The organism is Streptacidiphilus rugosus AM-16 (assembly GCF_000744655.1).
Taxonomy (GTDB): Bacteria; Actinomycetota; Actinomycetes; order Streptomycetales; family Streptomycetaceae; genus Streptacidiphilus; species Streptacidiphilus rugosus.
The window spans coordinates 1,187,326-1,208,325 of record NZ_JQMJ01000004.1 but is presented as its reverse complement, the minus strand read 5'-3'; the positions used below and the strand labels follow the sequence as shown (position 1 = coordinate 1,208,325).

The window sequence follows — 21,000 nt, the reverse complement described above, 5'->3', positions numbered from 1 at the left end:
ACATGAGAGTTCCGGCGCGGGCTGAGCTTGATCTTTAACCGGCGGCCGTTTGTTTCGCGAGATGAGCCTCGAGCGTGAGTTCGCGTTTTACGGTCTTCCCGACGTCGTAGCGGGGTGCTGGCCTGCGGTTCTTTGAGCCCGGCGGGCGCCCCGGGCCGGGGCGTGTCGGTTGCGGCACACCCGCCGGAGAGACGGTCTTCGCGTGGATGTGGCGGAACCCGCGTCGGACCCGGGCTGGCGTGAGCCTGTTCGGCGGCGCCGGCCGCTCCCAGGGGCGTCGTAGGTCGGCTGCGAGGGGGCGGGCCAGGCGGAGCTGGGTGTAGGCGACGATGACCAGCCAGGTCCACAGGTCTGCGCCGTCGGGGTGTCGGATCTTGGGTGCGGTCCAGCCCAAGGTCTGTTTCAGGAAGCGGAAGGTGTGTTCAAGATCGAATCTGCGCAAGAACGCCTGCCACCGCACATCCATCTCCGCGCTGGTCAGGGCGGCTGCCGAGGACCACAGCCACAGCGGCTTGGCCTCTCGTTCACCGGGCAGGCGCTCGACCTGCAGTCGGATCAACGTGCCGTGCAGCACGGGGAGTTCGGCGTCGGTGTACTCCAACCATGGTCCGCGACGCTGCAGCCGGGGGTGCATGTGATCCCACGCCAGCGCCTCGGCCTTGCCGTAGCGGGTGGTCTCGGTCCGGCTGGTGGCATCGGGAGTGTGCCAGGTCTCGGGGCGGGCGAAGGTGAGCACGCCGCCGTGGCGGCGCGGACGCCCGCCGCGGGCGGTGGAGCGGGGCGGGCCCGGATCGCGAAGCATGACGCGGTCCGAGCGCAGCCGCACCACGATCTCCACCGGCAGATCCGCCAGCACGTGGGCCAGGCGTGCGCCGTCGTAGCCGGCGTCCATGACGATCAAGATGTCCCCTTCGGTCTCCTTCCAGTGGCCAGCGGCAATCAACCGCTCGACAACGTCGCGTAGTTGGGTGGCAGTGACGGCGGTGGCGTCGTCGGCAGGCCCCAGGCGCACTGCGTCCAGCAGGGCGACCCAGGAGGTCCGCCCGCGCTCCACCGCTGCGACGAAGGAGTAGGGCCAGCCCGGCACGAACTGGTCACTGGCCCGGCCGCCCCGGCCGTAGCAGTGGCAGAACAGCCGATCGCTGCTGGTGGGGGCGTCGGGCCGCAGCCAGTTGGACACGTCCACAGCCAGCACGATCCGCCCGTCGGCCGCCCTCGGCAGCGGCAGGTTCGCGAGGGTGCGGCGCAGCCGTGTCGGCTCCAGCCAGCCCCGGTCCAGCGCGGCGTACAACGCGCCGTGCCCGCGCCGGTGCTCGACCGCCAGGCTGAGCTCGACCAGGGTCTTCACCGGACTGTCCACGCACAGCACTGCGTCGGTGAGCTCGAAGAGCGAGTCCGCACGGGCGTACAAGCAGTCGTAGAACTCAACTCGAAAGCGGGACAACAGGCCCAACGCGTCACCAGCGGACGGAACGAGGGGCAGACTCATATGCGGCGGCCGTTCTCTCGTGCTTCATGACTCGACATCTCGAAGCGTGGAGAACGGTCGCCCTCGTTGTCCCGGGAAGAACCGCAAACCAGCAGGTCGGGTGACCTGCGAGGTTAAATTTCAAGCTGAGGTTCCGTGCCGGAACACCCGTGGCGTCGACGCTCGTTAGCCGGCCGCGCCCGTCAGTTTCGCGTAGGCCAGGATCGGCTCGTCGTCCGTGCCGCCGGCGATCGCGCCGACGTAGCCGTCCGGGCGGACCAGGAGGCGGCCGGAGGGCAGTCCGAAGCGGGTCGCGGCGTGCCCGTCGGGGTCCGCGACCACCGCGTCGAAGCCGGTGACCGGGGCGTCGGTGTCCGCGAGCAGGACCTGGCGGACGCCGGGCAGGCCGGTCAGCGCCGGGAGCGCGCCGACGGTCACCAGCACGTGGCCCGTCTCCGCGGAGAGCGCCGCCCGCAGCTCCGTGCCGGGCACGTCGAGCAGGTGGTCGCCGCTGCGGACCTTCGCGTCCGCCGCCGCCCCCAGAACCGCCGGGCTGCCGTGGTACGACAGCGTCGTCTCCTCCGTCGCGTCGGCCAGGGCCTGGCGCGCCGGGCCGAGACCGGTGGCCACGTGCAGCGCGGCATTGCGCAGCGTCTGGGCCACCGGGTTCGCCAGGGTGCTCAGGTGGGTGAGCCTGGTGCTGAACTCGATGACGTGCGCGGCGACCGGATGCCGTTCGGCGTGGTAGCTGTCCAGCAGCGTCTCGGACGCCTCGCCGCGGTACGCCGCGGCGAGCTTCCAGCCGAGGTTGAACGCGTCCTGGAGGCCGGTGTTCATGCCCTGCCCGCCGGCCGGGCTGTGCACGTGCGCCGCGTCGCCGGCCAGGAAGACCCGCCCGCAGCGGTACTGCGGCACCTGCGCGTGGTGGATCTCGAAGCAGGTCAGCCAGAGCGAGTCGTGGATCCGCAGCCGTCCGGCGGCGCGCTCGTTGGCGATGCGCTGCAGCCACTCCTGGCTCGCCTCGTCCGTGGAGGCGGTGGGGATCTGGGCGATCAGCCGCATCCGGTCGCCCTTCATCGGAAAGACCATCAACGGGCCGTCGTGCGCGGAGAAGAAGGTGTACATCGAGCGCGGATCGAAGTCGTGCTCGGCGTGCACGTCGCCCATGAGGAAGCGCTCCCCGTGGAACGAGCCCTCCAGTGCGGAGCCGACCTCCCGTCGCACCTGGCTGTGCGCCCCGTCGGCGCCGACCAGCCAGGAGGCGTCGACGCTCTCCTCGCCGCCGCGCGCGTCCCGCAGGGTCGCCCGGACCCCGTCGGCGCTCTGCTCCAGGGCGACCAGCGAGACGCCGCGCTCCACCTCGACCCCGTGCCGGGCCAGGTTCTCGGCCAGGATGCGCTCGGTCTCGGTCTGCGCGGTGAGCACCGAGAAGGGGTACGCGCTGTCGACGATGTCGAGCTCGACACGGGCGATGGTGCGCCCCGAGGCGTGCATCTCGATGCCCGTGGCCTTGACGCCGGAGGCCACGATCTCGTCGAGCACGCCGACCCGTTCGAGCATCTCGAGGCTGCGGGCGTGGACGACGATCGCGCGCGACTCGGTGGTGGGCGCTGCGAGCGTGTCGACGATGCGCACCGGAACGTCCCGGCGGGCCAGTTCGCCCGCGACAGCGAGGCCGACCGGACCGGCGCCGACGACGAGGACAGGGTTGGTCATGACCTGGGTCCCCCCAACTGGGGCAGCGAGCGCTGCCGATGGGCCTGGCCGAGGGGTTTCCGCCACCTCGTCAGGGCGAGTCAGACGTTAGTGGTCGTCGCGCCGGTCTGTCACACGCGACGCGCCTTCGCCTTCCCTGGCTCAGCCCGGGATCAGGGCGGCGGCCCGCTTGGCGGCGCGGCTGACGACGGCGGTCTCCAGATGGGTGATGCCCAGACCGGTCAGATCCCGGGAGAGGAAGCCGTAGAGGGCGGCCAGGTCGCGGAAGTAGGCAGCCGCGTGCAGGTTCGAGGGGCCCGAGGTGGCGAAGGCGCCGTGCACGGAAGGGTGGTCGGCCAGGGCCTGGCCGGCGGCGGCCAGGTGGTCGGGGGTGACCTGGAGCAGCAGCTTGGCCTCGATGGCCAGTCCCAGGCGGCGGTGGTCCACCAGGACCTGGGTGGTCAGCAGACCCTGCTCGGCCAGCCGGGCGAGGCGGCGGCGGACGGTGGTCTCGGGATGCCCGGTACGGGCCGCCAGGGCGGCCACCGGGAGGCGGGCGTCGGGGGCCAGCGCGGCGAGGAGCGACCGGTCCAGCGGGTCCTGAGCGGGGTCGCCGGGGGACGCCGCCGGCTCGGGGGCGCCCGACGCGCCACCGCCCAGCTCCGCGCACTCCTCGGCCGTCAGCACCTGGTGCCGCCACTCCGAGGTCAGCCGGAAGACGTTGAGCAGCGTCGAGCTCTCGACCGAGGTGACCGCCTGGGTGGAGGGCAGCTGGCGGAAGACCAGGGGATCGCGCGAACCGGGCTCGGTGCGGGCGACGGCGAAGATCTCGTCGCCCGCCGTGGTGATGTCGATGAAGGGGACGTCCTCGCGGGCGGCCAGCGCCGCCACGATGGTGTCGAGTTTGCCCCGCAGCACCCTGATGCGCAGGAACAGCGCCCCGACCGGGCCGCCGTTCCCGGTGCGCGCGGTGGGGGAGAGCACCACCCGCGCGGTGCCGTCGCCGGTGAGGGCGTGCAGCCGACGGCGCACCGTGGCGGGGCTGAGGCCGAGCACCCGGGCCGCCCGCTCCGCGCCGATCCGGCCGTCCCACTGCAGCGCGGCGACCAACCGCTGGTCCGGGAGGCTGAGTTCGGAATCCGCCGCTACGCGTGCCATGACAGCCAGTTTCCACCACCGCGGCGGTCCGCGCGGGCCGGGCCCGCAGCCGGGCTCGCAGGATGGACGGTGTCGATCGCAGGACACCCACCACGGAGGTTCCCATGCCCGTCTCCACCCAGCGGCAGAACGTGCGCTTCGCCAGCGGTGACGCCGACTGCGCGGCCTGGTACCGCCCGGGAGTCAACGGCGCGTGCGTGATCATGGCGGGCGGCATCGCGGTCACCAAGGAACCGGCCGCGGACCGCTTCGGCGCCCGCTTCGCCGACGCGGGCTTCGGGGTGCTGGCCTTCGACTACCGGCGCTTCGGCGAGAGCGGCGGCCTGCCGCGCCAGGTGGTCCGGCTCGACGACCAGGTCGCCGACTGGCGCGCCGCCGTCGCCTTCGCGGCGCGCCAGCCCGGCGTCGACCCCGGGCGGATCGCCCTGTGGGGCTTCTCGCTCTCCGGCGGCCACGTCCTGCGGGCCGCCGCCGACGACCCGCGGGTGGGCGCGGTCATCGCCCAGTCACCGCTGGTGGACGGACGGGCCGTGACGCCGAACGCGTTGCGCGCGATGACGCCCTCGGCGCTGCTGAGGCTCCTCGCGCTGGGCGTCGCCGACGCCCTCGGCGGCCTGCTCGGCCGCGCGCCGCTGCTCATCCCCACGGCCGGTGCGCGTGGCGACGTCGCCTCGCTGACCACGCCCGACGCCATGGACGGCGACCTGGCCCTCGACCCCGACGGCCGCTACGCTGACTGGGACCGGACCGTCGCCGCCCGCGTCGCCCTCCGGATCGGCAACTACCGCCCCGCCCGCGAGGCCGCCCGCGTCCGCTGCCCCCTCCTCATGGTCGTCTGCGACCAGGACCGCAGCGCCCTCCCCGGCCCGGCCCTCGACGCGGCCGCCACCGTCCCGCACTCCGAGATCGTCCACCTGACCGGCCGCCACTACGCCCCCTTCCTGGAGGCCCACGAACAGGCCGTCGCCGCGGAACTCGCCTTCCTCCGCAAGCACCTGACCGACTCGGCCGGCAGCCCCGCCGCCCAGCCGGTGTCGTGGAGCGGCGAGCCCGGATGAGGCGTGCCCCGACGACCCGAGCGTAGGCGCGCAGGTCGGAACCCCGAGTCCGGACGGTCGCCGCCGGAGGGCGTTGCCGGCGACCGAGGATCGCGGGGTGCGCAGCCGCCCTCCCGACGTTGCCTCTGCTCTGTCAGCGCCCCGGGCTAGGTTGAGCACGATTCGGCGACGGAGCGAGGAGTTCAACCGATGGGCGCCAGTGGGTGGAGTTATGTCGCGCCGTACCGCAGGACCGTTGTCGCGAGCCTGGAGGCACTGCAGCAGGAGGTCTTCGCGCAGGAGTACGGCGATGGCGAGGAGTACAGCTCGGTCGCGGAGCTGTACGCCGATGAGGAGTTCATGGCGGAGGAGGGAACCCACTCGATTCTGGACGTTCGTCGCGTCGTGGAGTCAACGGCGTTGCCACAGGAGTCGAACCCGTATGACTACTTCACCGTCCGGCCTCTGGCCCCTGCGCGGCTCGTGGTCCACTTCGGTACGGATCGCCCTACCGTTCGGCAGTTCGAGGATGCACTCGCTCGCTCCTACACCTTCATGCAGGCCTGGCGACCGGGCGACGAGGACACCAGCCTGCTCGGGGAACACGAGATGCGCTGGACCGGCTTCTACGTACTCCTGCACACGGACGACGCGACCTCCCACGTCGGATTCTTCGGAGCTTCCGGAGACTGACATCGCCCGCCCCAAGCGCGGCCTGAAGAAGATCCAGTACCGGCCGCACCTCATCGACGGTCGCCTTGCCGGCGCCGGCCTGGCGCTGGAGCGGGACACCTGATCTGGCCTGGCTGTCGACCACGACCTGGACGTGTGCGGGGACAGCCACCTCAGCCAGGGTCCATGTCAGGCTGAGGTGGGAAGTACGGGGGCTCTTCACCCTCACCCGCAGGGGCTTCAGAGTGCTCGGCAATCCAGGCCAGGGCCTCTGGCGAAATTACGCCGTGCTCCTGCTCGTTGTTTCGCTTGGCCAGTCGCCGCAACAGCTCGTCGTGATCAGCCTGGAAGTGGACGAGCCGCCACCTGGCGCCATGCTCCGTGACCAATTGCTTGTAGTGGTCCCTGACCGCGCGGGTGCCCAGGCCGTGATCCAGCACTACAGAGCGGCCCTCCTTCAAGAGCTCGACGAGCTGTCGCTGAACGTCCTCAATCACGGGAGCCTGAAGCGCGAGGTGTTCGTGCTCGGCGTGATCCTTGCCGATCCGTCCATGCCGAGCCGTCATCTCGTCGTCCACTGACAGACGGACGACAGCGCCTTGTGCCAACGCCTTCGCGAAGGTGGTCTTACCCGAGCCGGGCATGCCCGTGAGAAGCCATACGACAGGCTGGAGATCACTCATCCCGCTGACCCTAGCCATCCTCGCGCCCTGCAATCACCCGGATTCCGATCGCCTGGGCACACGGACACGCTGTCGCGCGGGGCTTGCACCGACGCCGAGAGAGGCACGCGGGAGCGGTTACGGCTTCAGGCTGTGGAGCGCTTCACTGCTGCCTCGTCGGCGCCCCTCTTGCCCTCAGCACGTGATCGGCAGAAGGATGCCGTGACCTCGCGTGCACCTTGGAATCCGATTGCCGCCGGCCCAGGGAGCGTGCAGATACTTCCGCATGAGCAGAATCGCTGAGGTCATCGTGCTGGCACGGTACGCGGACGAGGTGATGGAACCCCTGACGCGGCCGGATGACTCGCGTGGCTGGAAAGGTCGTTTCGAGCGGCTACATCCTTTCGTCGAAGGGTGGGTGATCGAGTTCAACCATGTACGCCCGCGATCCGGCCTGTTTCGACACCTGGAGTCCCTGGAGTGGCCGGAACCGGCGAGTGTGCAGGTATTCATCCATGACGAGGAGGACGACTGCTTCGGGCTGTGGATGATCCAGCGCGGCGTGCTGACCGAGGTCCCGCTTCCCGGCCATCGCCGTCTGTACCCTCCGGCGCCGACAACTGAGGCGTATCCACCTGACCCGGGCCTGCTGTGGCGGACGGAGACGACGATTCCGCCTGGCTTCTCCACCGAGCGCCAGGACCCACGCCCGGCCTGGTAGGGCCCACTCATCCACCCAGACCTCCGGTCATGACCCGAAGGCAGGATGTTGGAGGCGAGGAGGGAAGTGGATGCGGGAGTCACGCTGGGGCCGAGGCCCCCATGTCGATCTGTGCTGACGTCAACTGAGGTCCTGTGACGCGTGTGGGGGATGTGCATCTTCCGTCGGCGGTCGGCTCTCGGAGTCGAATCTCGATGCCGGAGCCAGACCTTCGACGAAGGCCCTGAGGTCCGTCGCCACGATGAGTTCAGAGTTCGATTCCGTGTCGAACCAGGTCACCGTCGGCTCCCCGTCCCATCCGCAGTCCCGGTAGTCGAGGGCGATCCAGCAGTGCCCGTCACCGCAGAGGAGAACGATCGGGGACGGCAGGCCCCACTCGCCGATCAAGTACGGGGTATCGAACAGCGACAGCCTGTCGGTGCGGTGCCCGATGCCCATCACCTCTTCGAACGGTACGTGACTCTCGCTCCAGGAGTTCGGCGCTGCCGTCGGGAAGGCGTCCCAGTGGGACGACACAGGGCCCCCGTTCTGCCACCGCAGGATCTCGACCAGCGCGGCTGGCAGTCTCACCCCGAGGATGCCCTCGGCCTCCTGGACGACCTCATCGGTCAGTGCCGACTGAGCCAGATCCGAGTGCTCAGCCGAGAACAGCGTCACCTTGATGTCGTCGAACCTGGTCACGGACGCATCCTAGAGTCCCACCAGCACCATGGCCGGAGCCGATCGACCTCGGTCCTCACGGGCCCTGGGTGAATTCCGATCCCACCTGTGCCCGCCTAGAGACCGGGGAGGGCCTCGCCATCGCGCGAGTCACGTCGCTGTTCGAGCCAGAAGAGGTAGCCGCGCAGGTACGTCTCCAGTCCGTCGTCCATGTACGCGATGAAGTCACGATGCCCCTGGGCTGCATCGTGATAGTGGCCGAGGTAGCGAGGGTCGGCGTTGAAGCCCCAGTGGGGATGGGCGTCCGCACCCCAGTCGGCGGCGATGGCGACCGCCCATTCCCGGACACGGGCTCGGTCCCGCCACCAGTCGCGGACTGCCTCCACGGTCCAGTGGTCGTCACCGTCCCAGTTGTAGCCTCGGCACAACTCCATCCGACAGCCGTGGATCACGGCCGCGGTCTCGTGCTCGTTCACGGGTTGGCGATAGATGAACTCCGAGCCGAAACCGCCACCGAGATCATCGTCGTAGGCGATGTGATGCGGAGCGTCCAGACGCCCGGTGGCCATGCTGTCCGTGTCGCCGGCATAGAAAGGACCAGGCACGTTGCGCCAGTTCCGTCGTTCCCATGCGCCCGTGAAGAGTTGCTCCGCGTGCTCCCCGAGGCTCTCGACCATCTGCTGAGGATCGCGTCCCTTGAAGTGGTGTAGCCGATCACGGCTCAGGCGTACGCCGGGGCGTGACCCTGCGTGGTCTCTGCTCCCTGCCCGCAGGGCGGGCCACCATGCAACTCTCCGAAGTGAACGGCCAGTTCAACTCAGGAGGTGCAGGGTGGCCCTGTCCCAGCATGACTTACTGCGACTGCTGGAGTCACTACGTTCGGCGGACGGTCTCGAACTCGTCCGTGGTGTGGCCGAGCGGATGCTCCAGGAACTGATCGAGGCCGAGGCCACCGCGAGGATCGGCGCCGAGTGGAACGAGCACACCGACACCCGGACCACGTTCCGCAACGGCCACCGCGACAAGACCCTCAGCACCCAGGCCGGCGACCTGGAGCTGGGGATCCCCAAGCTTCGCTCGGGGAGCTTCTTCCCTGTGCTGCTGGAACGGCGACGCCGCATCGACCAGGCCCTCTACGCCGTGATCATGGAGGCCTACGTCCACGGCGTCTCCACCCGCTCGGTCGACGACCTGGTCAAGGCCCTCGGAGCCGACACCGGGATCTCCAAGAGCGAGGTCTCCCGCATCTGCCAGGACCTGGACGGCCAGCTGACCGCGTTCCGCACCCGGGCCCTGGACCACGTCCGCTTCCCCTACGTCTACCTGGACGCGACCTACTGCAAGGCCAGAGTCGAACACCAGATCGTGTCCCGGGCCGTGGTCATCGCCACGGGCATCACCGAGGACGGCGGCCGCGAAGTCCTCGGCGTGATGGTCGGCGACAGCGAGACCGAACTGTTCTGGACCGAGTTCCTCCGTCACCTGCGCGAACGCGGCCTGACCGGCGTCCGGCTCGTCATCGGCGACCACCACCTCGGGCTGGTCAAGGCCATCCGCAAGGTCATGCTCGGCGCCGCCTACCAGCGCTGCCGGGTCCACTTCCTGCGCAACACCTTCGCCGTGATCAACAAGGAAGCCGGCGAGATGGTCGCCGCGACGATCCGCACCATCTTCGCCCAGTCCACCGCGGAGACGGTTCGCACCCAGCTCGACACGGTCGCCGACATGCTCGGCAAGCAGTTCCCGAAGGTCAAGGAGATGCTGCTGGACGCGAAGGACGACCTGACCGCGTTCGCTGCCTTCCCGGAACGACATTGGAAGAAGATTCAGTCGACCAACCCGCTGGAACGGATCAACCGCGAGGTCAAACGCCGCACCGACGTCGTCCAGGTCTTCCCCAACGACGACGCGCTACTGCGGCTGGTCACCGCCGTGCTCTTCGAACTGCACGACGAGTGGATCGCCTTCCCCCGCCGCTACCTGCCAGAGGGCAGCATGGAGCAGCTCTACCCCGAGCTCCCTGATAGCGCCCCCGCGCTACCCAACACCACGAACACGACCGCTGGTTGATCGGCTACACCACATCAAGGGACACGACCCTGCTGAGCCGAGGGGAGCGGATTCCAATAGCCGATCACGGTCCCATCTTGCACGGATGTGATGAGCCTGCGGAGGCACCCACCTGGGCAATGGGCTGCCGACCGCTGTCGGCTCCACACCGTCGGTAGACTCACGTTGTGATCATCAGTCAGGCGAACGTGGACGACGTCGCGGACTTGGCTCAGCTTCTGTGGCTGGACACGCACAAGGAGGAGCCGGACCAGCGGTCCGTTGACGCATTCGCGGTGGAGCTCGCGCAGTGGTGGGCTGCAAATCGGCACTCGCACCTGGCGTTCGTGGCTCGACTCCTTCGACCGGAGATCGTGGGCATGGCCTGGGTCGCGCTCGTCCCCCGCGTGCCGAGACCGGGAGCGTCGAGCCGGCTCTCCGCAGACATCCAGAGCGTCTTCGTCACGCCTGAGAAGCGAGGCCAGGGTATCGGCTCGGCACTGGTGGGGGCTGCTGCGGAGCACGCGACGTGCCTCGGGGCCGCTCGCGTGACTGTCCACTCCGGTCGGACAGCAGTGCCGGTGTACGAACGGCTGGGCTTCGAGTCGTCCCGGCAGCTCCTTCAGCGGACGGCGTCGCGCTGAATGGCGACCGAGCGGCGTTTGGTCGCCAGACCGAATATGCGACCGGCCGGGTCGCTCAGGAGGCAACGTCAGCGGACCCAGGGCCCGGGAAGGTCCCGCGCGCGATTTCAAGATCAGCAGTGGTGCGTCCCCGCGCATGGATCCACGACTGGCCGGAATCCGTCCCTTCGGATCAGCCGGCCAGGCGCCGAACACCGCTCCGACTCCGCGCTCTGGCCGACGCCCTCGCCCGCTGATCGGGTGTCCTGCACGAGTCACACCCGGCGCGCTACGGCTCCGTCCTGCCGGCGGTAGAGGTCGCGAAGCAGGGCGATCTCGGCGCCGTGATGGATGAGTTCCCTGTTGACGTGCAGAATCCTGTTCTCCATGGGAAACCGCTCGGGACCCACCACGGGTGGATTCTCCAGGTCGGCGTCCGAGAGCTCGCGGACCCCCGCGTTCCATCGCTCATACGTCTCGTCGAGCTGCTCGAGCGCCTCGTCGGCGGTCCCCGCGTAGGGGAATGTCTCGAAGTCGACGTCCTGGCCGCCGAAGTACCAGCCGACCCGATAGCCCAGGCACGACACGGTGATGTGCGCCAGCCGCCAGGCAATCGTGGTCACCGGCGCCGGCACCGGGACAGAGGACGCGTAGTCCATCGTCCATTCCCCCGAACCTGCCGACATCGGTGCAGCCGACGTGCCACGCGGATGGATGCTCCAGCAGCCCCGCACCGGCTCCCAGAAGTACTCCTCGTCGGCAAGACCGTCCAGCCGCGGCCGCAGGCTGTTGCGCCAGTGCCAGTCCAACTGCTCCGCGAGCCGCTCGCTTCGTGTCATTGCCGCAGAGTACACATGAGGATCTTGCGGGGAGTCTCAAGGACGCTGTTGCCGGTCACTCGCGCTTCGATGAGACGGACCTCGTGGTCATCAACTTCGCTCACGATGACCAGGTTTCGACGAGGCGGGACAGCGGCGTTTCGGCAGCCCTCCGCGACGGGCTGCACACCGCCGTCCTCCTGATCGCATCCGGGTACGCCCATCGCGCCGACTACCGCGAAGAGTGGCGACCGTGATCATCACCGAGCGACTTCGGCACAGCCCGTCAGCCCGTCAGGACGCCGGAGCCGCGAGGGATGAAGCGGGTCAGGAGGACGACCGAGCGGGGGGCGGCGTGGTCGCCGTCGATGCGGGAGAAGAGGAGGCCGGCGGCCGTGCCGCCGAGGGCGGCTGGGTCCTGGCTCACCACCGAGAGGGGCGGGTCGAGGCGTTCGGCGAGGGGGACGTCGTCGAAGCCGACGATCGCGCAGCCTTCGGGTGGGCCCGGGCCGTCCAGGGCGCCGAGGGTGATGAGGTCGTTGCTGGTGAAGAGGGCCGTCGGCGGGGCGGCCAGGGCGCGCAGTTCCGCGACGGCCGCGGCCGCGTCCGCGCGGCCGCGCAGGCCGTGGCGGACCAGGGCCGGTGCGGCGGTGACGCCCCGCGCCGCGAGGGCATCGAGATAGCCGGAGTGGCGCTCGCGCTGCGTCCAGATGTCAAGCCGGTCGCCGAGGTAGCCGATCCGGGTGTGGCCGAGGTCCAGCAGGTGGCCGACGGCCCGCCGCGCGCCCGCCCGGTTGTCGACGGTGACCGTGTCGACCGCGAGGCCGTGGGCGGGGCGGTCCACGCACACGACCTTGGTGCCGCCGGCCATCTCCCGTTTCAGGAAGCCGTGTCCGCCGCTGGTCGGCACCAGGACCAGGCCGTCCACCCGGCGGGCGCAGAACGCCGCGATCACCTCCCGCTCCCGCCGCGGCTCGTCGTTGGTGCTGCCGACCAGGACCAGGTACCCACGGCTGCGGGCGGCGTCCTCGACCGAACGGGCCATCAGCGCGTAGAAGGGGTTGGCCAGGTCGTCCACCACCAGCCCGATGATGGAGCTGCGCACGTCCTTCTTCCGCAGCCGCCGCGCGTTGTCGTCGCGCCGGTAGCCGAGCCGGCGCACGGCCTGCTCGACCAGCGCCACCCGCTCCGCGGAGACGCCCGGCTCGCCCGACACCACGCGGGAGACCGTCATCGGGCTCACCCCCGCGGCGCGGGCGACGTCCTTCATGGTGGGACGTTTGTCAGTCGGGCGCGTCACGCGTGCCGTCCATCGCTCGGGCGCCTCAGCAGGCGGACTTGTAGAAGTACTTGCTGACGCTCGGGTCGTCCATGTTCGCCTTGGTGATGGCGACCATGGTGGTGCCGATCGACGCGGTCACCGGCTTGCCCTGGATCGCGGCCAGCGCCTGGTCCACGCCCTGCGTGCCGATCCCGCCCGGGTCCTGGGCGACCAGCACGTCCAGCGTGCCGTTGCGCAGCGCGGTGATCTCGTCGGGTTCCGCGTCGAACGCGGCGACCTGGACCTTGCCCTGCTTGCCGGCCGCCTGCAGGCCGGTGGAGACGCCCTGGGCGGTGTTGGTGTTCCCCGCGAAGACCCCGGCCAGGTCGGGGTGGGCGGCGAGGGTGGACTGGATCTGCTGCGCGGCGGTGGCTGGCAGGTCGTTGTCGTAGAGGACAGGGAGAAGCGTGATGTGCGGATGGTTGGCCTGCATCTCCTCGGTGAAGCCCTTGATCCTCGCGTCGGTGGTGGAGACGCCGGGCTTGACGCTGATGACGATCGCCGAGCCCTTGTCGCCCATCAACTGCGCCAGCGCCTTCGCCGCCGTGCGTCCGCCCGCCTCGTTGTCGGAGGAGATCCGCGAGACGCCGATGCTCGGGTCGGTCACCGAGGTGTCGACGAGCACGACCTTGGTGCCCGCGCCCTGGATCTGCTGGAGCGAGGGGGTGAGCGCGGTGGTGTCGACGGGTGAGATGAGCAGGCCGTCGGGGCGGGTCGCGGCCACCGAGTCCACGATGGGCCGCTGGACGGCGACGTCCCACTGGGCCGATCCGTCGACCTTCAGGTTCACCCCGAGCTTGGTCGCCTCCTGCTGGGCGGCGCAGGACATGGTGATGTAGAAGGGGTCGCTCTTGACGCCGGTGACGAGCTCGATGGTCTTCTTGCCCGAGCCGGACGACGGGCCGTTCCCGCCGGAGCTGGAGCAGCCGGCCGCTGCGGCCAGCAGGGCCAGCGCCGCGCAGCCCCCTATCGCGCGGGCGGCAAGGGTGGTGGCGGTGGTGACGGGACGTCTGTTCGTGGCGCGTGGAAGCATCATGGGTTTCCTCTCTGGACCGAGCGCCTGCGGATCTGGTCGAGGTAGACGGCGAGGACCAGGACGGCCCCGATGGCGACGTCCTGCCAGTACTGCTGGACGCCGATGATGATCAGTCCGGTGGTGAGCACGGCGGGGATGAAGACCCCGATCACCGTGCCGAGCACCGAGCCGCGTCCGCCGAAGAGGCTCGCGCCGCCCAGCACCACCGCGGTGATGACCTTGAGGTTGTCGGTTGCGTGCCCGGCGATGGAGGTGGTCCCGAAGTAGGCGAGCCACATGATGCTGCCCAGCCCGGCGAGCAGTCCGATCAGCGCGTAGACCTTGATCAGGTGCCGGTCCACGGCGACGCCGGCCCGGCGCGCACCCTCGGGGTTGGAGCCGATCGCGTAGGTGTAGCGGCCGAACCTGGTGAACGCCAGGACCAGGCCGAACACCAGCGTGGTGACGAAGGCGATGACCACCAGCCAGGGGATCTGACCGAACAGCTTGCCGAAGCCGATGTCGTGCTGGAGCTTCCCCGAGACCGTGCCCGCCGGGTCCTGACCGCCGGTGATGATCTGGGCGATGCCGAGCGCGGCGCCGAAGCCGCCGAGCGTCACGATGAGCGGCGGCACCTTCGCCTTCGCCACCAGCCAGCCCTGCAGCGCCCCCCAGACCAGCCCGGTGCCCAACGCGATCAGGGAGCTGACGGCGATCGTCGCCCAGCCGGAGGTCGCGCCGCCGTGGTGGAGGGTGTACTCGCCGGAGAGCACCGCCGCGAGCACCAGCACCGAGCCGACGGAGAGGTCGATGCCGGCGACGATGACCACGAAGGTCATGCCGACGCCGAGGACGAGGTAGATGGCGGCGTTGGTGGCGATCTGGGTCAGGTCGAAGGCGGTCAGGAAGGTGTGCGGCGCCGCGATCGTGAAGAACGCGACGAGCAGCAGCAGAACCCCGAAGGTCCACGACTCCTGCGCCGCGCCCACCCGGCGCAGGACGCGCAGCGCGAGCGGCGCGGCCGAGGGGCCGCGCACCGGGACGTCCTTCGCGCGGAGCTCGGTCATCGCGCCTCACCGCCGTCCAGCGCACCGGTCATGGCGCCCACCAACTCCTCGACGGAGGTGCGCGCGGCGGTGAAACGGGCGACCCTGCGGCCGAGCCGCAGCACCTCCACCCGGTCCGCCACCGACAGCACCTCGGGCATGTTGTGGCTGATCAGGACCACGGCGATGCCCCGGTCGCGGACCCGGCGGATGGTGTCGAGCACCCGGCCGCGCTGGACCACGCCGAGGGCGGCGGTGGGCTCGTCCATGAAGATGATCCGGTTCGCGAACGCCACCGCGCGGGCCACGGCCACCGACTGGCGCTGCCCGCCGGACAGCGCCGCGACGGGCACCGCCACGTCCGGCAGGTCCACCCCCAGCTCGGCGAAGGCGGTGATCGCCGCGGTCCGCATCGCCGCCCGGTCCAGCACGTGCAACAGGCCGAGCAGCCCGCCGCGGTAGAGCTCGCGGCCCAGGTGCAGATTGGCCGCCGCGTCGAGGTCGGGGGCGAGGGAGAGGTCCTGGTAGACCGTCTCGATCCCGTGACGCCTGGCGTCGAGCGGGGTGGCGAGTTGCACGGGGGCGCCGTCGACGAGGATCTGCCCGCCGTCGGGGCGCAGCGTTCCGGAGAGCGCCTTGACCAGACTGCTCTTCCCCGCGCCGTTGTCGCCGACGAGTGCGACCACCTCGCCCGCGTGCGCGGTGAAGTCCGCTCCGTCGAGGGCCTGGACGTGCCCGAAGCGCTTGGTCACGCGGCGGGCCTCGAGCAGCGGCACGGTCACGGGCGGAGGATCGGTGTCATGAAGCGGCTCGGACAACGGGCGCCTCCCCGAATCCTTGGTAACGTTCACAGCCGATTCACGGATTCTGAGCCTGGTCTGACGGTGCGTCAAGATATTGCGCAGGGATCGGTGGGAACGTTCGCAGAGCGCGGGGCGAAGGGCGGCCTGACCGTGGAGACGCTGAATCTCTGGAAGCAGGGACTGGGCCGGGTGCCCGGTGCGGTCTGGGACCGGGCCGATCTGGAGGTGCTGATCCTGGCCGACAACCACCTCACCTCCCTCTCCCCGCGCATCGCGGAACTCCGGTCGCTGCGCACCCTGGACCTCGGCCACAACGAGCTCACGGAGCTGCCCGAGGAGATCGGCGCGCTGACGGCGCTGAGCGACTGCCTCTACCTCCACGACAACCGCCTCACCCGGCTGCCGGAGACGCTCGGGGGGCTGACCCGCCTGCGCTACCTGAACGTGGGCGAGAACCCTCTCGCGCGGCTGCCCGAATCCCTCGGCTCCCTCGGCGCCCTGGTGGAGCTGCGCGCCCAGCAGGCGGAACTCACGGAGCTGCCCGACTCGATCGGCGCACTGGGCGCGCTCAGGGAGCTCTCGCTGCGCGGCAACGCCCTCGACCGCCTCCCCGAGCCCGCCACCGGCCTCACCGCGCTGCGCGCGCTCGACCTCCGCGAGAACGTCTTCACCGACGTGCCGCCCGCACTCGCCGGGCTTCCCCTGCTGCGCCGCCTCGATCTGCGCAGCAACCGGATCGCCGAGCTGCCCGGGTGGATCGCCGACCTGCCGTCCCTGGAGCGCCTGGATCTGCGCTGGAACCCGGTCGACCCCGATTCGGATCTGCTCGCCCGCCTCGCCGCGCGCGGCTGCATGGTCTGGCGTTAGCTGTAAGCAGCGAGCGAACCGAGGTACCCCATGAAGCTGGCGTTCACCGTGACCAAGGCCGGCCCCGACGAGTGGACGCTGGCACTGCGGCGTGAGGACACCGACGAACTGCTGCTCACCCTGGGCGGTCTGCGCACCGAGGCCGAGGCGCGGCACGCCGCGGAAGGCCTGCGGGCGGCGGTCCACACCGCGCCGGTCAGGTCCGCGGTGGCGGGGAAGGCGACGTGAGCGGGCCGCCCGGCGTCGGGATCATGGTGTGCGAGGGCTGCGGCCAGGTCACGCCGTGGACGCCGTGGGGCCGCTGCTCGCAGGAGTGCTTCGACCTGCCGCGGACCACGGTGGCCGAGCAGGCGGCCGCGGCCGAGGCGGCCCCGGCCGCCGTCGCCTGGTTCATGAGCCACGGACCGGGCGAGGAGCTCGGCGAAGAACTGGACGAGGGACCGACATGAACGAGCATCACGTGATCGTCTGGGGTATCGAGACCGGGCCAGGGGTCCCGACCGGCCGGACGGTCGAGGTCGACGCGGAGGAGATCGGCACCGCCGTCACCAAGGAGGACCTCGTCACCCTCCTGGCCGAGCACGACGTCTACGACCTCGAAGGCGTGATCTGGCGCGACGGCGGCCCCGACGACTGGCCCTGACCGCGCGCTCACTCCGGCGGAAGCCGGTCCCTTCCCGTCACGGCCTATACACGGTGGAGCTCGACGACAACGGGAGCCTGACGGTGAGCGCTCCCTGCCTTCCGGGATCACCCACGGCGGGTCCCGTGCCGTACCACCCCTGAGCGGCGCAGGTCTACTCCGGCGGGAGCCGGTCCATCCACTTCATGGCGTGCATGACGTCCTCGACCGTGATGCTTCCCGGCGGGCCGAGCGGGGACCAGGTCTGGACGGTGCCCGTGGAGGCGAAGGTCAGGTCGAGCTGGATCACCTCGTGGGGCTTCGGCGCACGGCGCAGGTTCCGCAGTTCGAGGTGGAGGCCGCCCGGCTTCAGGGCGATGGAGCCCTCGGCGGGGACGGTCACCCAGGGGAGGGTGTGGCCCGAGGCGTCGACGATGACGACGGAGGCCGCCCAGGGCGTGTTGACGCTGACCAGGCGGTCGTCGGAGCCGCCGCCGTTGCGGATGGTCACGTAGGCGTCGACCGGGCCCGAGGCGCCGGCGGGACGGTCGAGGTAGGCGGTGAACATCGCCAGCTTCGGCGCCGTCGCGGCGGATGCGGCGCCGGAGGCGGCGGCCGGGCCGCCGCCGCGGCCCCACAGCAGGAGGGCGAGCGCGAGCAGTGCCACCAGCGGCCCCTGCAGCAGCAGGCCGCGGCGGGCGCGGGAGAGGCCGCCGCGTGAGGCCGCGGCGCGTTCCAGCGCCTCGGCCTCCGCCTCCAGGGCCTCCAGCTCGGCGAGCTCGGCCCGCTCCTCCTCGGGGGTCACGGCAGGGTCCGTCAGCTCGTGTAGCCCGACGGCCAGGTCCAGTCCTTGTACGGCGTGGCCGTGCCCACGTCGATCTGGATCTTCTCCAGGTTCTTGAAGACGATGCTCCGCACGTCGCCGGTGTACGGCTTGCCGTCGACGAAGACCGTGACCGAGCCCTTGTGGCCGGCGACCTGGCCGCTGTTCAGCGGCTGGTTCCACAGGTCGAAGAGGTTGCCGAGGGTGTAGGTGTTCTGGGTCGGCGACTCGACGTGGATGACGCCGCTCTCGTCGTGGGTGTGCAGGAAGTAGAACTCCTTGCCGCCCTGGACGAACGGCGTGCCGTCCTGCTGGGTCTGCAGCTCGTACGGCGGGACGATGCCGATGCCGTAGGGGATGGTGGCCGGCTTGCCGTCCACGAACACCTGGAGGTGCGAGTGGATGTGGTAGACCGTCTGCTCCATCGAGTTGCTCTTGACGATGCCGTCCACGTCGCCGCCGTCCGCCTGGTGGGCCGTGGAGGCGAGCAGGCTGGCGCTCTTGTCGATGGACGGGTCGCTCGCGGCCGCGCTGGCGTCGGCCTTGACCTTGTCGCCGTTCGCCTTGCCGATGACGAAGACGCCGGCGGTGACGAGTCCGCCGATCAGGACCACGCCGCCGACCGTCATCGCGATGGTCATCCTGCGCTGACGCCGCGCCTCGGCCGCGCGCTGGGCGGCGATCTTCTCCTGGGCTATGCGTCGGCGATCGGCCTGCGACGGCTTGTTCTGGGTCATCGGTCCTCGTTGCTGCTCGGCTGGTGGGGGCCGCGATGCGTCCCCGCGCCGTCACGTTAGTGCGCGGTCGGCTAAGCGTTCCGTAAGACCACCCTTGGAGGGGAGGGGCAGACCCGAGGAATGTTCAGATATGTACGAAATAAGCAGATCACAGCTTGATAACGTCCGGTCAAAACCGACCGGCGCCGCTGCGCTGCTCTCCGTCGGCCTCGCGCGTGGTCAGCCTTCCGCGCGGTGGGAGCTCCCGTGCGGGTCGCTGCAGTGCCCGGCGTCCCGGGCCCGGCCGAGCTGCAGGGTCTCCGGCGAGGCGTGGTCGACCTGGAGCGTGGTGTGGTCGATGGCGTAGCGCTCGCGCAGCTCGCGCTCCATCGTCAGGCGGACCGCGTGGCAGTCCAGCTCGTCGCGGACCAGGACGTGCGCGGAGAGGGCGGGGTAGCCCGAGGTGATGGTCCAGATGTGCAGGTCGTGCAGCTCGACCACGCCGGGGAGGGCGGCGAGCCTCGCGCCCACCGCGTCCGGGTCCAGTCCGGCGGGGGCGGCCTCCAGGAAGATCCGCCCGGACTCGCGCACCAGGCCGTAGCCGGCCCTGAGCATCAGCCCCGCGACGACGAGCGTCGCGATCGCGTCGGCCCGGTCGAAGCCGGTGAGCATGACCACCAGGCCGGAGATCGCCGTGGCGATGAACGCCCAGGCGTCGTTGAGGATGTGCTGGTACGCGCCCTCCACGTTGAGGCTGGTGCGGTTGGCCCGGGAGATCAGCCACGCCGCGAGCACGTTGATCACGATGCCGACCAGTGCCGTCACCAGCACCACGCCGCCCTCGACGGGCGGCGGTGAGATCAGCCGCCGCACCGCCTCGTAGAGGAAGATCGCGGCGAGGGCGAGCAGGGTGATGCCGTTGGCCTGCGCCGAGAGGATCTCGGCGCGTTTGAGGCCGAAGGTGAGCGAGCCCTTGGCCGGCCGTGCGGCCAGGCGCATGGCGATCAGGGCGAGGGCGATCGACGCGGCGTCGGTGAGCATGTGGCCAGCGTCGGAGATCAGCGCGAGGGAGTGGGCGAGGAAGCCGACGATCACCTCGGCGACCATGAACGCAGCGATCAGCCCGAGTGCGCCGAGCAGGTAGCGACGGTCGGCGTCGGCGGAGACGCCGTGGCTGTGGCCGGCATGGCCGCCGTGGCCCGCGTGGCTGTCGGATCCGCCGTGGTGGTGGTCGTGACCCTCGTGGGCGGTGTGCCCGTCGTCGTGGGCGTGAGCGTGGGCGTCGTCCTGGTCGTGCTCGCGGTCGTGCGGTCCGGCGTGGGGATGCGCGGTGTCGTGGCCGTGTGTGGTGTCGTGGCTCACCGTCGCTCCTCGGTCGGCTGGTCTCGAGAAGAACTATACCGGAAGGAATGAACAATCCTTCATATCTGATGCCCGGTGGCCAGCCGCATCGCCTCGCCCGCCAGCGCGCTGTCGCCCTGCTCGCCGTCCCCCAGCAGGGCCAGCAGTCCGCCGAGCAGCTGCCCGGCCGGTCCCTCCGGCCGCTCCAGTGCGAGGTAGCGCAGCATCGCCGGACCCAGCTCGGGCTCGTGGACCCGCACCACCAGCAGCTGCACGACGAACTCCTGCACCAGCTTCAGTTGCAGCGCGTCCCGGTGCAGACGCTTGTCGCGCTGCTGGTCCTGGAGCCAGGCCAGCGCGGTGATCTCCGCGTTGCCGATCCAGGTCCGCACCGCGAGCCGCACCCTGGGGCTGGGTTCGCCGAGGTCGAGGTGGGAGAGGACGGCCACCTCCGCGGCCTGCCGGACCTGGTCGATCACGGCGCCCGTGCCCGGGGTGGAGGCGGCCGAGCCGTTGCGCAGCAGCGCGGCGAAGCCGGGGCCGTGCGCGTCGACGAAGTCCAGATAGCGGCCCATCACCCGGTGCAGCCGCTCCGAGAGCGGTCCCTGCTGCGGCTCCTCGAACAGGGCCGCCATCTGCCGGCCCGCTCTGCGGATCGCCTCCTCGTACAGCCCCTGCTTGCCGGGGAAGTAGTGGTACACCAGCGGTCGCGAGGCGCCGGCCGCGGCGGCGATGTCGTCGATGGACACCTCCTCCGGCGCGTGGTGCGCGAAGAACTCGAGGGCGACGGCGATCAGCTGCTCGCGCCGCTGTTCGACGCTGAGCCTGCGGCGCGGCCGCGGCGCGGCGGCGCCGGACGAACCGGTGGCGGCGGTCATGGGAG

24 protein-coding genes are annotated in these 21,000 nt (G+C 70.5%); 9 read left to right on the top strand and 15 right to left on the bottom strand.

Translation table 11 applies throughout. From position 1 onward, the window contains the following. Positions 1–34 precede the first annotated feature (34 nt). The 3 genes from BS83_RS14570 to BS83_RS14560 all read right to left on the bottom strand — a co-directional run bounded on the left by BS83_RS14570 (position 35) and on the right by BS83_RS14560 (position 4,321). Entirely contained in the window at positions 35–1,489 is a 1,455-nt protein-coding gene (locus tag BS83_RS14570; protein WP_037600757.1) for an NF041680 family putative transposase, read from the bottom strand. Between the two features lie 165 nt (positions 1,490–1,654). Beyond that, complete coding sequence (locus BS83_RS14565; RefSeq protein ID WP_037604278.1) at positions 1,655–3,184, bottom strand: FAD-dependent monooxygenase; 1,530 nt, start codon at positions 3,182–3,184, stop codon at positions 1,655–1,657. Between the two features lie 141 nt (positions 3,185–3,325). Beyond that, positions 3,326–4,321: an Lrp/AsnC family transcriptional regulator gene (locus BS83_RS14560; RefSeq protein ID WP_037604277.1), complete on the bottom strand. Its 996-nt coding sequence runs from the start codon at positions 4,319–4,321 to the stop codon at positions 3,326–3,328. 104 nt (positions 4,322–4,425) lie between these two features. Here BS83_RS14560 and BS83_RS14555 point away from each other — a divergent pair, with 104 nt between their 5' ends. Together BS83_RS14555 and BS83_RS14550 are read left to right on the top strand one after the other, a co-directional pair. After that, complete coding sequence (locus BS83_RS14555) at positions 4,426–5,379, top strand: alpha/beta hydrolase (RefSeq protein ID WP_051943057.1); 954 nt, start codon at positions 4,426–4,428, stop codon at positions 5,377–5,379. Positions 5,380–5,568: 189 nt separating this feature from the next. Further along, positions 5,569–6,051 carry a hypothetical protein gene (locus BS83_RS14550; protein WP_037604276.1) on the top strand — a complete coding sequence of 161 codons (483 nt, stop codon included), beginning with the start codon at positions 5,569–5,571 and terminating at the stop codon, positions 6,049–6,051. 152 nt (positions 6,052–6,203) lie between these two features. Here the strand turns inward: BS83_RS14550 and BS83_RS14545 are convergent, their stop codons facing one another. Next, a complete protein-coding gene (locus tag BS83_RS14545; protein WP_232248699.1) occupies positions 6,204–6,674 on the bottom strand; it encodes an AAA family ATPase in 471 nt (156 codons plus the stop codon). Positions 6,675–6,978: 304 nt separating this feature from the next. Here BS83_RS14545 and BS83_RS14540 point away from each other — a divergent pair, with 304 nt between their 5' ends. After that, a complete protein-coding gene (locus BS83_RS14540) occupies positions 6,979–7,413 on the top strand; it encodes a hypothetical protein (RefSeq protein WP_037604275.1) in 435 nt (144 codons plus the stop codon). Positions 7,414–7,533: 120 nt separating this feature from the next. On the opposite strand, the gene BS83_RS14535 is transcribed toward BS83_RS14540, so the two are convergent. Together BS83_RS14535 and BS83_RS47530 are read right to left on the bottom strand one after the other, a co-directional pair. Next, entirely contained in the window at positions 7,534–8,094 is a 561-nt protein-coding gene (locus tag BS83_RS14535) for an SMI1/KNR4 family protein (RefSeq protein ID WP_063774166.1), read from the bottom strand. Between the two features lie 95 nt (positions 8,095–8,189). After that, positions 8,190–8,750 (bottom strand): hypothetical protein, encoded by a 561-nt coding sequence (locus BS83_RS47530; protein WP_051943055.1) that lies wholly within the window; start codon positions 8,748–8,750, stop codon positions 8,190–8,192. A 154-nt stretch (positions 8,751–8,904) separates the two neighbouring features. Between BS83_RS47530 and BS83_RS14525 the strand changes: the two genes are divergently transcribed. Then, on the top strand, positions 8,905–10,143 hold the full coding sequence (locus tag BS83_RS14525; protein WP_037604274.1) for an IS256 family transposase: 1,239 nt from the start codon (positions 8,905–8,907) through the stop codon (positions 10,141–10,143). Between the two features lie 167 nt (positions 10,144–10,310). Beyond that, entirely contained in the window at positions 10,311–10,766 is a 456-nt protein-coding gene (locus BS83_RS14520) for a GNAT family N-acetyltransferase (protein WP_051943054.1), read from the top strand. A 254-nt stretch (positions 10,767–11,020) separates the two neighbouring features. Here the strand turns inward: BS83_RS14520 and BS83_RS14515 are convergent, their stop codons facing one another. The 5 genes from BS83_RS14515 to BS83_RS14495 all read right to left on the bottom strand — a co-directional run bounded on the left by BS83_RS14515 (position 11,021) and on the right by BS83_RS14495 (position 15,727). Continuing rightward, positions 11,021–11,584: a DinB family protein gene (locus BS83_RS14515; RefSeq protein WP_037604273.1), complete on the bottom strand. Its 564-nt coding sequence runs from the start codon at positions 11,582–11,584 to the stop codon at positions 11,021–11,023. Positions 11,585–11,849: 265 nt separating this feature from the next. Further along, positions 11,850–12,833 (bottom strand): LacI family DNA-binding transcriptional regulator, encoded by a 984-nt coding sequence (locus BS83_RS14510; protein ID WP_037604272.1) that lies wholly within the window; start codon positions 12,831–12,833, stop codon positions 11,850–11,852. Positions 12,834–12,888: 55 nt separating this feature from the next. After that, the gene (locus BS83_RS14505; RefSeq protein WP_232248324.1) at positions 12,889–13,920 is read right to left on the bottom strand and encodes an ABC transporter substrate-binding protein; all 1,032 of its coding nucleotides are present in this window, start codon (positions 13,918–13,920) and stop codon (positions 12,889–12,891) included. Continuing rightward, positions 13,917–14,966, bottom strand: coding sequence for an ABC transporter permease (locus BS83_RS14500; protein ID WP_051943053.1), 1,050 nt, complete (start codon positions 14,964–14,966; stop codon positions 13,917–13,919). Before BS83_RS14500 ends, BS83_RS14505 begins: the two co-directional genes overlap by 4 nt. Next, entirely contained in the window at positions 14,963–15,727 is a 765-nt protein-coding gene (locus BS83_RS14495) for an ATP-binding cassette domain-containing protein (protein WP_037608976.1), read from the bottom strand. The genes BS83_RS14500 and BS83_RS14495 overlap by 4 nt, the downstream gene beginning before the upstream one ends. A gap of 129 nt (positions 15,728–15,856) precedes the next feature. Here BS83_RS14495 and BS83_RS14490 point away from each other — a divergent pair, with 129 nt between their 5' ends. From BS83_RS14490 to BS83_RS14475, 4 genes are read left to right on the top strand one after another with little or no spacing between them, the layout of a single operon-like run. After that, positions 15,857–16,615 carry a leucine-rich repeat domain-containing protein gene (locus BS83_RS14490; protein ID WP_232248321.1) on the top strand — a complete coding sequence of 253 codons (759 nt, stop codon included), beginning with the start codon at positions 15,857–15,859 and terminating at the stop codon, positions 16,613–16,615. 30 nt (positions 16,616–16,645) lie between these two features. After that, positions 16,646–16,843 (top strand): hypothetical protein, encoded by a 198-nt coding sequence (locus tag BS83_RS14485; protein ID WP_037604271.1) that lies wholly within the window; start codon positions 16,646–16,648, stop codon positions 16,841–16,843. Next, entirely contained in the window at positions 16,840–17,064 is a 225-nt protein-coding gene (locus BS83_RS14480; protein WP_037604270.1) for a hypothetical protein, read from the top strand. Before BS83_RS14485 ends, BS83_RS14480 begins: the two co-directional genes overlap by 4 nt. Beyond that, positions 17,061–17,258 (top strand): hypothetical protein, encoded by a 198-nt coding sequence (locus BS83_RS14475; RefSeq protein WP_037604268.1) that lies wholly within the window; start codon positions 17,061–17,063, stop codon positions 17,256–17,258. The genes BS83_RS14480 and BS83_RS14475 overlap by 4 nt, the downstream gene beginning before the upstream one ends. A 154-nt stretch (positions 17,259–17,412) precedes the next feature. Here BS83_RS14475 and BS83_RS14470 read toward each other — a convergent pair whose 3' ends face one another. From BS83_RS14470 to BS83_RS14455, 4 genes are all read right to left on the bottom strand, one after another. Then, the gene (locus BS83_RS14470; protein WP_037604267.1) at positions 17,413–18,042 is read right to left on the bottom strand and encodes a copper chaperone PCu(A)C; all 630 of its coding nucleotides are present in this window, start codon (positions 18,040–18,042) and stop codon (positions 17,413–17,415) included. A gap of 11 nt (positions 18,043–18,053) precedes the next feature. Next, entirely contained in the window at positions 18,054–18,797 is a 744-nt protein-coding gene (locus BS83_RS41825) for a hypothetical protein (RefSeq protein WP_051943052.1), read from the bottom strand. A 219-nt stretch (positions 18,798–19,016) separates the two neighbouring features. Next, positions 19,017–20,138, bottom strand: a complete 1,122-nt coding sequence (locus BS83_RS14460; protein ID WP_084713490.1) for a cation diffusion facilitator family transporter — start codon at positions 20,136–20,138, stop codon at positions 19,017–19,019. Between the two features lie 59 nt (positions 20,139–20,197). After that, positions 20,198–20,995 carry a TetR/AcrR family transcriptional regulator gene (locus BS83_RS14455; protein WP_051943051.1) on the bottom strand — a complete coding sequence of 266 codons (798 nt, stop codon included), beginning with the start codon at positions 20,993–20,995 and terminating at the stop codon, positions 20,198–20,200. Positions 20,996–21,000: the final 5 nt, after the last annotated feature.

Bases quoted from the DNA above. Each gene is read 5' to 3' on its own strand.
- BS83_RS14500 (WP_051943053.1), bottom strand. From the start codon at position 14,966: ATGACCGAGCTCCGCGCGAAGGACGTCCCGGTGCGCGGCCCCTCGGCC.
- BS83_RS14510 (WP_037604272.1), bottom strand. From the start codon at position 12,833: ATGAAGGACGTCGCCCGCGCCGCGGGGGTGAGCCCGATGACGGTCTCC.
- BS83_RS47530 (WP_051943055.1), bottom strand. From the start codon at position 8,750: ATGGTCGAGAGCCTCGGGGAGCACGCGGAGCAACTCTTCACGGGCGCA.
- BS83_RS14560 (WP_037604277.1), bottom strand. From the start codon at position 4,321: ATGGCACGCGTAGCGGCGGATTCCGAACTCAGCCTCCCGGACCAGCGG.
- BS83_RS14515 (WP_037604273.1), bottom strand. From the start codon at position 11,584: ATGACACGAAGCGAGCGGCTCGCGGAGCAGTTGGACTGGCACTGGCGC.
- BS83_RS14455 (WP_051943051.1), bottom strand. From the start codon at position 20,995: ATGACCGCCGCCACCGGTTCGTCCGGCGCCGCCGCGCCGCGGCCGCGC.
- BS83_RS14540 (WP_037604275.1), top strand. From the start codon at position 6,979: ATGAGCAGAATCGCTGAGGTCATCGTGCTGGCACGGTACGCGGACGAG.
- BS83_RS14475 (WP_037604268.1), top strand. From the start codon at position 17,061: ATGAACGAGCATCACGTGATCGTCTGGGGTATCGAGACCGGGCCAGGG.
- BS83_RS14545 (WP_232248699.1), bottom strand. From the start codon at position 6,674: ATGCCCGGCTCGGGTAAGACCACCTTCGCGAAGGCGTTGGCACAAGGC.
- BS83_RS14570 (WP_037600757.1), bottom strand. From the start codon at position 1,489: ATGAGTCTGCCCCTCGTTCCGTCCGCTGGTGACGCGTTGGGCCTGTTG.
- BS83_RS41825 (WP_051943052.1), bottom strand. From the start codon at position 18,797: ATGACCCAGAACAAGCCGTCGCAGGCCGATCGCCGACGCATAGCCCAG.
- BS83_RS14565 (WP_037604278.1), bottom strand. From the start codon at position 3,184: ATGACCAACCCTGTCCTCGTCGTCGGCGCCGGTCCGGTCGGCCTCGCT.
- BS83_RS14485 (WP_037604271.1), top strand. From the start codon at position 16,646: ATGAAGCTGGCGTTCACCGTGACCAAGGCCGGCCCCGACGAGTGGACG.
- BS83_RS14505 (WP_232248324.1), bottom strand. From the start codon at position 13,920: ATGATGCTTCCACGCGCCACGAACAGACGTCCCGTCACCACCGCCACC.
- BS83_RS14555 (WP_051943057.1), top strand. From the start codon at position 4,426: ATGCCCGTCTCCACCCAGCGGCAGAACGTGCGCTTCGCCAGCGGTGAC.
- BS83_RS14550 (WP_037604276.1), top strand. From the start codon at position 5,569: ATGGGCGCCAGTGGGTGGAGTTATGTCGCGCCGTACCGCAGGACCGTT.